Origin of the sequence: Vibrio sinensis (assembly GCF_003605645.1) — a bacterium.
GTDB lineage: Bacteria > Pseudomonadota > Gammaproteobacteria > Enterobacterales > Vibrionaceae > Vibrio > Vibrio sinensis.
This window is the reverse complement of the sequence record NZ_QVMU01000050.1, coordinates 1-5,218: the sequence shown is the minus strand read 5'-3', so window position 1 is coordinate 5,218 and position 5,218 is coordinate 1. Positions and strand designations below refer to the sequence as shown.

Genomic DNA, 5,218 nt, shown 5'->3' with positions numbered 1-5,218 from the left:
TATACAGCGAGTCGCTCTTTGTGGAGGTGACGATTACCTAACAATCGGTCGATTCGTTTGATGTTATGTTTTGTTCTCGCTTTGGTTGGCAGGTTACGGCCAAGTTCGGTAAGAGTGAGAGTTTTACAGTCAAGTAATGCGTGGCAAGCCAACGTTAAGCTGTTGAGTCGTTTTAAGTGTAATTCGGGGCAGAATTGGTAAAGAGAGTCGTGTAAAATATCGAGTTCGCACATCTTGTTGTCTGATTATTGATTTTTCGCGAAACCATTTGATCATATGACAAGATGTGTATCCACCTTAACTTAATGATTTTTACCAAAATCATTAGGGGATTCATCAGGGCTTAGCCTTATCGTCTAAAAACCAACAACACTTCGGTGAAATGGTGGATTATTATGGCAGTAAACTAAAACGCTTTAAGCGTCCACAGCAACACCTATGGTTGCTGTGTTTTCTGACTCAACGCATACGGCAAAGCCTAGAGCGATTGGCTGATGGGTTTATTCATCATATCCGTAAACAACAAGAAGCTGCGCATGCGTTTGCCCAACAGGCAGTGTTTGACTCATGGAGGTCAGCTGCAGACAATGTCACCAAAGCCGCAGAATTACTGCATCTGTTTGTTGATGACAGTATCGACGATAATCAACCATTTGCAACGGTTAGGCAACAAGCATTAAGTGTAATGAATAACCAAGATATAGAAACGCTATGCCTGTACTTAAAAAAGCAAAAACGCACGGTAGAAGAATATCAATGGCAATATTATGATGATCAAAACGGGTTAATTGAGCAGTTATTAAGGCCCGTGTTTCTATGTCTTGAATGCCAAGCAGGTAAAGGCTCAGAAGCATTAGTGACCCAGCTCAAAACCACAAAAACAGAACTATTAGCAGGTAATACATTGCAAACAATGGATAGTACACTTATCCAACAAAAACATCGTCCATGGTTAATTAACAAGGATGTTGTTCATCCACAGCGATACGAATGGTTGCTTTACCGTCAACTGGCTTCTCGGCTTAATGGTCGAATTTACTTATCAAACGTCACTAAATATCGTGCGCTAGAAGACGACTTAATTGCATCGTCAATACAGCCTGATCTATTGGCATCATCAACATTGGAAAAGCTAAAGCAGCCGATTCAGAAGCTACTGCAAGTAAAACAAATACGCTTAACAACATCCCTAGAAGATGTTGCTCGTCACATTGATAATGGTGATAACCGCAATGTGATCATGAAGAGCCGAAGTGGCACACGATGGCGACTGCCAGTTAAAGGCTCCCAATCACTTGTCAACAACCCTTTCTTTAAACAAATGATCCCCGTCAGTATTGCTGATGTGTTGCGTTATGTTGAACAAGAAACCAACTTTATGCAATGCTTCGCACACGTGCTGCCAATACAAAAACAAGTAGGCGCCAATCAGGATGATTTATTGGCTATTCTAATTGCGAATGCGACACATCGCGGCGTATATGGGATGGCACAAATATCTGATCGCAGTTATGAGCATCTAAGCACTATACAAGCTAATTATATTAGGCCTGAAACCTTGCAAGAGGCTAGTGATATCATCAATAACGCAGTAGCGGCACTCCCTATTTTCCGCCACTATCACATCCAAGAAGACGTCCTGCACGCCAGTACCGATGGGCAAAAATTTGAAACTCACCTTGAGACTTTTAAAACTCGCTACTCCTCGAAATACTTCGGCACCAACAAAGGTATTACGGCCATGACGTTAGTTGCCAATCATAGTGCGTTAAATGCCCGTATCATAGGATCTAATGAGCATGAGTCCCATTATATTTACGACTTACTACAATCTAATACTAGTGATCTTAAGCCAGATGTCCTCTCAACCGACACCCATGGTGTTAATCATGTTAATTATGCCTTATTGGATTTATGCGGTTATAGTTTTGCGCCTAGGTATGCTCAGTTCACCAGTGTGATCAATGACCTATTTAACGTAACTGAAAGCGACGACGGAAACACGCATCTGGCGCTGAAAAAGCCGATAAAAATGAATGTGATTGAAGAAGGCTGGCAGGATATTCAGCGTATTGTGTTATCCCTTCAAGAAAAACGCACAACACAGGCATTGCTAGTACGCAAATTATCTGGTTATCCATCTAGACACCCTATATTACAAGCATTAACGGAATATAATAGGCTCATCAAAGCCCAATATTTACTTGATTATATTGATGATGCAAGTCTGCGCCAATATGTTCAACGAGCACTGAACCGAGGCGAAGCCTGGCATTTCCTCAGGCGAGCTATTGCATCGGTCAATCGTGACCAGTTCCGTGGAAAAAACGAATCAGAAATAGTCGTCTGGAACGAGTGTGCCCGTTTGACGGCAAATGCTATTATCTACTTTAACTCGATGATCCTAAGTCATCTATTACTGCACTTTGAAGAAGTTGGTGACGAGGAAAAAGCAGCAATAACTCGACAAGTATCACCCGTTGCATGGCAGAACATTAATCTGAGCGGCACTTATCAGTTCGCTAGTAACCGCAAACTACCTGATTTACAGGAAATAACTAGGCCTATTGTTGAAAATGAAGTCTAAAATGAAAGGTAACCCAGCTCCACAAGCCATTAACTGCGAGGGTTGTGGCGATTTATGTTACTTTAGAGGGGAAAATCCCTAGAACCCCAAAGTGTTTTGCAACTTCAGCTTTCGTTATCTCTACATCCGACAGCATGGCCCTTGCCTTCCTGGCGTCTTCATCTGACATGGCCAAGGGTCGCCCACCGCGTCGCCCTCTTGCCCTTGCTGCCTCCAACCCGGCCCGTGTGCGCTCTTGCAGTCGTGCGCGTTCGTATTCAGCCAAGGCCGCAAACACATGGAACACTAGAGCCCCGTTCGCCGTTGTGGTGTCTATGTCTGATTGGGTTAGGGAGCGGAACCCGATCCCCTGGCGCTTCAACGAGCTGACTATCTCGATCAGGTCTTTGATGCTCCTTCCCAGTCGGTCTAAGTGCCACACAATCAACGTATCCCCTTCCCTCAAGGTATCTAGGCACCGTTCAAGCTCTGGGCGTTCTGTGCTGGCCCCTGATAGCTTCTCAACGTAAACGCGCTGACACCCGGCCTTGTCCAGGGCGTCCAGTTGCAGCGCCGTTTCTTGCTTGTCCCTTGATACCCTGGCGTAACCTATCAGCATGTAACCTCCAAAAAACGCGCCTTTTCTTTCCTTGATATTTTGACGGGTTATTTTACGTGAAAAGCGGCAGGATCGGGGAGGTGGCTGTCATTTTCAGAAGACGACTGCACCAGTTGATTGGGCGTAATGGCTGTTGTGCAGCCAGCTCCTGACAGTTCAATATCAGAAGTGATCTGCACCAATCTCGACTATGCTCAATACTCGTGTGCACCAAAGCGAGGTGAGCATGGCGACGGAGGCTCTGTTGCAAAGATTGGCGGCAGTCAGAGGTAGGCTGTCGCTCTGCGCCGATCAGGCGGCTGCTGCGAAATGGTGGTTGAGCATGCCCATGGCCTCCGTCAGCGCCGAGGGCCCAATGCCAAAAGCTCTCTCCACAAGGCGCACCTCGCCCCTGATGCCGGGCTGCAGGCACCAGGGGCGAGCCTGTCCTTTGCGCAGGGCTCGCATGACTTCGAATCCCTTGATCGTGGCATAGGCCGTGGGGATCGATTTGAAACCGCGCACCGGCTTGATCAGTATCTTGAGCTTTCCGTGATCGGCCTCGATCACGTTATTGAGATACTTCACCTGCCGGTGGGCCGTCTCCCGGTCCAGCTTTCCTTCGCGCTTCAATTCGGTGATCGCTGCACCATAGCTCGGCGCTTTGTCGGTATTGAGCGTGGCAGGCTTTTCCCAGTGCTTCAGGCCTCGCAGGGCCTTGCCCAGGAACCGCTTCGCTGCCTTGGCGCTGCGGGTCGGCGACAGGTAGAAATCGATCGTGTCGCCCCGCTTGTCGACTGCCCGGTACAGGTAGGTCCACTTGCCCCGCACCTTGACGTAGGTTTCATCCAGGCGCCAGCTCGGATCAAAGCCACGCCGCCAGAACCAGCGCAGCCGCTTCTCCATCTCCGGGGCGTAGCACTGGACCCAGCGATAGATCGTCGTATGGTCGACCGAAATGCCGCGTTCCGCCAGCATTTCCTCAAGGTCGCGATAGCTGATCGGATAGCGACAATACCAGCGCACCGCCCACAGGATCACATCACCCTGGAAATGGCGCCACTTGAAATCCGTCATCGTTCCGTCCGTCCAATCTCCGCCAAGCATGCTCAAGCTTCACGATTTTTGCAACAGAGCCCACACGAGTATTGAGCATAGTCGAGATTGGTGCAGATCACTTCTGATATTGAACTGTCAGGAGCTGGCTGCACAACAGCCATTACGCCCAATCAACTGGTGCAGTCGTCTTCTGAAAATGACATTTGGTATCTCTCATAAACGGATGTTTTTGAGAGAACTATCTTCGGCCTTCACACGCACGAAAGGCGGCGAAGCTCCGCCGTTAATCCGTCCGCCGGAGATCTCGCCCAGGCAGGCTGAAGGCCGAGCAAGCCTGACAGGCCCGAAAAGCCCGGCACGGGCGTCGGCGGCGATGACGGCGGCGGCATTATCCAGGGTTGATGATGGAAGTGGAGGATATCGACAACCTCTCGCGCAACCAAGACATCGCGGTCGGACTGCAAGTGATCTTGAAGCCACGGGCCCGTCCCACCCCGACATGGACCTCGATGCCCGAACGGACGTTAGATTTCGAGTTCTAGGCGTTCTGCGATGAAGGTTGGATCCCAGCCGGGATTGAAAGTGTCGACGTGGGTGAATCCGAGCCGCTCGTATAGGCCACGCAGGTTCGGGTGGCAGTCGAGCCGCAGCTTGGCGCACCCCTGCGTTCGCGCGGCATGGCGGCAAGCCTCGATCAGCGCGGAGCTGACACCCCGGCCCGCATGTGTCCGTCGCACCGCGAGCTTGTGCAGATATGCGGCCTCCCCCTTGAGGGCGTCGGGCCAGAACTCGGGATCCTCGGCCGACAAGGTGCAACAGCCGACGATGCCGTCGCTGCAACTCGCGACTAGGAGCTCGGATCTCAGGACGAAGGTCTCCGCGAATGTCCGGTCGATCCGCGCGACGTCCCAGGCGGGCGTTCCCTTGGCGGACATCCACGCCGCAGCGTCGTGCATCAGCCGCACAACCTCGTCGATATCACCCGAGCAGGCGAC

The 5,218-nt window shown here is 50.2% G+C and carries 3 protein-coding genes and 2 pseudogenes; 1 reads left to right on the top strand and 4 read right to left on the bottom strand.

Annotation, left to right across the window (positions count from 1 at the left end; genetic code table 11):
- Positions 1-233: pseudogene (locus DZ860_RS23350) on the bottom strand (IS4 family transposase); the annotation flags it as partial.
- Between the two features lie 104 nt (positions 234-337).
- Between DZ860_RS23350 and DZ860_RS23340 the strand changes: the two are divergent.
- Positions 338-2,587: pseudogene (locus DZ860_RS23340) on the top strand (Tn3-like element ISKox2 family transposase); the annotation flags it as partial.
- A 52-nt stretch (positions 2,588-2,639) separates the two neighbouring features.
- Here the strand turns inward: DZ860_RS23340 and DZ860_RS23335 are convergent.
- The 3 genes from DZ860_RS23335 to DZ860_RS23310 form a co-directional block, all read right to left on the bottom strand.
- Positions 2,640-3,185 carry a recombinase family protein gene (locus tag DZ860_RS23335; protein ID WP_109376060.1) on the bottom strand — a complete coding sequence of 182 codons (546 nt, stop codon included), beginning with the start codon at positions 3,183-3,185 and terminating at the stop codon, positions 2,640-2,642.
- Positions 3,186-3,476: 291 nt separating this feature from the next.
- Positions 3,477-4,241 carry an IS6-like element IS6100 family transposase gene (locus tag DZ860_RS23320; protein WP_001389365.1) on the bottom strand — a complete coding sequence of 255 codons (765 nt, stop codon included), beginning with the start codon at positions 4,239-4,241 and terminating at the stop codon, positions 3,477-3,479.
- 506 nt (positions 4,242-4,747) lie between these two features.
- A partial coding sequence (locus DZ860_RS23310) for a GNAT family N-acetyltransferase (RefSeq protein ID WP_085296475.1) occupies positions 4,748-5,218 on the bottom strand: 471 nt, incomplete at its 5' end.